The organism is Trebonia sp., assembly GCF_049794275.1.
GTDB lineage: Bacteria > Actinomycetota > Actinomycetes > Streptosporangiales > Streptosporangiaceae > Trebonia.
Genome location: NZ_JBARCR010001293.1, coordinates 1 through 4,000, shown reverse-complemented (window position 1 = coordinate 4,000; position 4,000 = coordinate 1). Strand labels below are relative to the sequence as shown.

Sequence of the window (4,000 nt, the reverse complement as noted above, 5' to 3'; positions counted from 1 at the left end):
ATCTGCACCAGGTGCGTGTAGTCGAGGGTTACCTGGTTGACTTCCTGGTCGAACGTCAGGTTGTGCCACCCCGCCAGCTGGGCGTAGGTGGCCAGGTCGGTCGCGTTTTCCGGCAGCGAGAACTCGTAGTCCAGGGTGACGCCGTTCGCGTCGGGCAGGCTGGCCATCTCACTGGCGATGGCCGCCACGTGCTCGTTCATCACCGACGGCTCGGTGAGGATCTCGGCCATGACCTTCTTGGAGGCGTTCTGGTCGTTGATCGTGCCCTGGTCGTTGATCGTGACGAACCGCAGCGTGCAGGGGTTGGCCTGGGCGTCGGCGCTCAGCACGGTCGACAGCGACTCGCTGAACTGGTCGGCCGGGATCAGCGAGCCTGGCGTGTTGAACGTCAGCCAGTCGAAGTCCAGCACGCCGAACTGGGCCGCGCCGCTGGGGACCTCGCTCGTGTTCTGCTTGTCGTCGTTGAATCCGGCCATCCACGCGCCGGTGCCGGTGGTCTGCAGCGAGACCGGGTGCGCGCACCCGGTGGCGGCGGGCGACGCGGACGCGAAGTTCGCCGTGTTGACGGTCGGCTGGGCCGACGCGGCGGGCAGCTTCTGCGTGGGCGGCGGGCCGGCGTTCTCGGGCGTCGACCGCTGGCTCAGGGACACGAAAGCGTAGACCGTCACGGCCAGGGCCACCGTTATCACGCTGAGCGCGATAATCGCCGGCCGGTTGGACCGCGTGAAGAACTTTCCCATTGATCAGTCTTTCGTGTGTGAATGACGCGCACGACTCCGGCGGCGGTGCGGCAAGGGTGTTAACGCGGGAGCGTCTGGCAGCGGGAAAGTTGGCCTAATCCTGCGCGCTGTGTCGGCCGGTTACACGATACCTCCCGAACCGCGTCCAGCGGCCCGCGGGAAGGGCCGCGAGCGTTTTCAGAGGAAGCATTCAGAAAAGCCGGGTTCATTGTTATGCAATCGTGCCCTTTGGCTTTAGCGGTGGAGCGCCGGGCGTCGGCAGCCGCGGAGCACCGGGGCGTACCGGTAGCCTTCGGGCGTGACCGCCGGGACCGACGTGGCGCTGCGCGACCAGGCAGCCGCGGTGCTGCGCGGCAACGACGCGGGCGGCTGGACGAAGGCATCGCCGCTGCTCTACCCGCACCAGTGGAGCTGGGACAGCGCATTCATCGCGATCGGCTGGGCGCACCTGGACGTCCGGCGCGCGATGACCGAGCTCGAGCAGCTGTTCGCAGCGCAGTGGTCGACCGGCATGGTGCCGCACATCGTGTTCCGGGCAGGTCGCGGCGCGCGGTACTTTCCCGGGCCCGAGTGGTGGGACTGCGCCGCCGTCACCCCGGCGGCCCGCGGGCTTCCAGCGCAGACGACCGGGATCTGCCAGCCGCCGGTGCACGCGCTGGCGGTGCGGCGGATCTGGCAGTTGACGCCGCCGCCGCTGCGACCGGCGATCCGCGCGCGCATCCAGGCGCTGTTCCCGCGGCTGGTGCACTGGCACCGCTACCTGGCCACCGGGCGTGATCCCGAGGCATCGGGACTGGTCACCGCCTACCACCCGTGGGAGGGCACGGACAACTCACCGCGCTGGGACCGCGCGCTCGCCCGCATCGAGGCGCCCAGGCCAGGCCCGTACACCCGCCTCGACACCAGCGAGCTCGGCGACCCGGCGCAGCGGCCCACCGACTGGGACTACGACCGGTACCTGTGGCTGGTCGAGCTGCTGCGCGAGTACCGGTACGACGACGAGCAGATCCACCGGCACTACCCGTTCCAGATCAAGGACGTGTTCTTCAGCGCCGTGCTGGTCGCGGCGAACGCCGCGCTGCTCGACCTGGCCGGCGTGGCCGGGGGCGGCGACGGCGATCGCGCCGAGGTGGCGGGCTGGCTGGACCGCGGCAGGGCGGGGCTGACGCGCCAGTTCGACGCCGGGTCCGGTCTCTGCGCCGACTACGACGTCCGCGCCGGGGAGCAGATCCGGCTGCGCACGTTCGCGGGTTTCGCGCCGCTGTTCGCGCGGACCGCCGACGCCGGCCAGCGCGGCGCGCAGCTGCGGCTGCTGGACTCCGCCGATTTCTGCGGCAACCCGCGGCTGCGCTGGCCGCTGCTGCCGAGCACGAGCCCCGCCGAGCCGGCGTTCGAGCCGCACAACTACTGGCGGGGTCCGGTCTGGCCGGTCATCGACTGGCTGCTGTGGCAGTCACTGATCGAGCTCGGCTGCGCGGACCGGGCGGCCGGACTGCGCCGCGACTCGCTCGCCCAGGTCACCGGCGCTGGCGAGTTCAACGAGTACTTCGATCCGTTCACCGGCGCGCCGCTCGGCTCGCCCCGGCAGTCCTGGACGGCCGCCGTCGTGCTGGACTGGGCGGCCCCGCCGCCCTAGCTCAGAGTTCGATGCGAGCTCCCATGATGACGGTGCTCTCGCGGGGGAGCTGGAAATACTCGGCCGCGTCGGCCGTCAGCCGTGCGGTGGCGACGAACAGGCGCTTGCGCCAGCGGCTCATGCCCGGGGTGTTCCCGCGGCGGATTTCGATGGTGGACAGGAAATAGGAGATCTTGCCGCCGGACAGCGCGTGTTCCTTCCCGGCCGCGCTGACGAGCGGCAGCAGCGAGAGAACGTTGGGGGTGTCCGCGTAGCCGAAGCGGGCGGTGACGTGGTAGATCCGGTCTTCTTTGTAGCCGAGGTCGTCGATCTCGAGCCGGTCCGCATCCGCCACGTGCGGCACGGGAAGCGTCGTGATGGCCAGGATGATGACGTGATCGTGCAGCACCTCGTTGTGCTCGACGTTCGCGCGCATGGCCAGCGGCGCGGTTTCCTTGCCGCGGTTGAGGAAGATCGAGGTGCCCGGCACCCGGAGCAGTGGCGGCTTCCTGCCGTGCAGCTCGTCGATGAACTCGCGCAGCGATCCCTCATCCCGTGCGCGCTGGAGGGTGACCATCTGGCGGCCCTTCTGCCAGGTGGTGAGCACGATGAACACGACGATGCCGATGGCGAGCGGCAGCCAGGCGCCGTGCGGCAGCTTGGTGAGGTTGGCGGCGAAGAACAGCCCGTCCACGGTCAGCAGCAGTGCGGCAATGGGGATGACCCGCCAGAGGGACCACCGCCACTGCTGGCGGGCGATGTAGAAGAACAGCAGCGTGGTGATCGTGATCGTGCCGGTGACGGCCACGCCGTATGCGTAGGCGAGCGCGGTGGAGGTGCGGAACGTGAAGACGAGCGCGAGCACCGCCACGCACAGGGCCCAGTTGATCCACGGGACGTAGATCTGGCCGGCCCGCTCTTCCGAGGTGTGGTCGATGCGCAGCCGCGGCAGGTATCCGATCTGGGCGGCCTGCTGCGTCAGCGAGAAGGCACCCGAGATGACCGCCTGGGAGGCGATGACCGTGGCCGCGGTGGCCAGGATCACCATGGGAAGCCGCCCCCAGCTCGGCACCAGCAGGTAGAAGGGATTGCTGATCGTGCGGCTAGGATCGCCGAGGACCAGGGCGCCCTGCCCCAGGTAGTTGAGGATGACGGCGGGGAACACCAGGAACAGCCACGCCCGGGTGATCGGCCCGCGGCCGAAGTGCCCCATGTCCGCGTACAGGGCCTCGGCGCCGGTGACGGCCAGCACCACGGCCGCCAGCGAGAAGAACGCCGTGCTGAAATGCCCGAACAGGAACGCGCCGGCGTAGGTGGGGGACAGCGCCTTCAGGATCGACGGGTCGCCAGCGATGCCGTGGATGCCCCACGCGGCGATCACCGCGAACCAAACAGCCATCACCGGCCCGAATAGCCGCCCGACCGCGCCGCTGCCCAGCCGCTGCAGCACGAACAGCAGGATAAGGACCGTCGCGGTGAGGGGCAGCACGAGGGCGGACACCGACGGGTCCACCACCTGCACGCCCTCGATCGCGGATAGCACCGAGATCGCCGGGGTGATCATGCTGTCACCGAAGAACAGCGATGCGCCGAAAATCCCGAGGGCGGCGAGCACCAGCGCGGTGCGGCGCCTGCTAGGCATGCT

Annotated in this window: 3 protein-coding genes; 1 reads left to right on the top strand and 2 read right to left on the bottom strand. The window is 69.7% G+C overall.

From position 1 onward, the window contains the following. Positions 1–740: hypothetical protein (locus WA805_RS31395; RefSeq protein WP_425244152.1), on the bottom strand; the 740-nt coding region annotated here is incomplete at its 3' end. 298 nt (positions 741–1,038) lie between these two features. Here WA805_RS31395 and ggh point away from each other — a divergent pair. Beyond that, positions 1,039–2,376, top strand: a complete 1,338-nt coding sequence (gene ggh / locus WA805_RS31390; protein ID WP_425244151.1) for a glucosylglycerate hydrolase — start codon at positions 1,039–1,041, stop codon at positions 2,374–2,376. Position 2,377: 1 nt separating this feature from the next. On the opposite strand, the gene WA805_RS31385 is transcribed toward ggh, so the two are convergent. Beyond that, positions 2,378–4,000: potassium transporter Kup (locus tag WA805_RS31385; RefSeq protein ID WP_425244150.1), on the bottom strand; the 1,623-nt coding region annotated here is incomplete at its 5' end.